Raw genomic sequence first — 507 nt, forward strand, 5'->3', positions numbered from 1 at the left:
GAAATTTGGTAATTAATCGTATAGTTATTGAAAAAAGTTTTTTGCTTCATTCCACTATCAGTTACAGTAGCTGTATATCTTAAAAGTAGGTTCTTACCGCTACTCTGATCTTTATAAAACCTAACTTCGAAAGAATTACTATTAAAGGTAATCGTCCCATAACCCCCATCATTAAATTGTTGAGGTGTTAAATTTTGATTTCCAACAGCTATAATAAAACCATCTTGATCCAGCGTTTGTCCCGCCTCTAAAGTATCAGTCAAAACTATATCAGAACTAAATTGTTGCTTGTTATTATTTATAGGTATGTCCCACTTCACTTTAGTTGGAGCATCCGCATCCATTCTACCTGTTTTATAGACAAATGGTGCTGTACCTCCACCACCTTCAGTTGGACCCTTAATTGTAATCCTTTGCGTTTGTAATTGTGTACCTAAGTTTGTATCAACTGTGAGCGTTTGTCCCGTTGCTACATCCTTAGTTGCTTGAACTCCAAAATAAAAATAC

Annotated in this window: 1 protein-coding gene; it reads right to left on the reverse strand. The window is 35.1% G+C overall.

What is annotated here, in order from left to right; all coding sequences use genetic code 11:
* Nucleotides 1-507, reverse strand: a 507-nt coding sequence (locus tag JTF23_RS27440; RefSeq protein ID WP_286674654.1) for a collagen binding domain-containing protein, incomplete at both ends; no start/stop codon positions are given.

This window comes from Bacillus sp. RIT 809 (assembly GCF_016892495.1).
Classification (GTDB): domain Bacteria; phylum Bacillota; class Bacilli; order Bacillales; family Bacillaceae_G; genus Bacillus_A; species Bacillus_A cereus_U.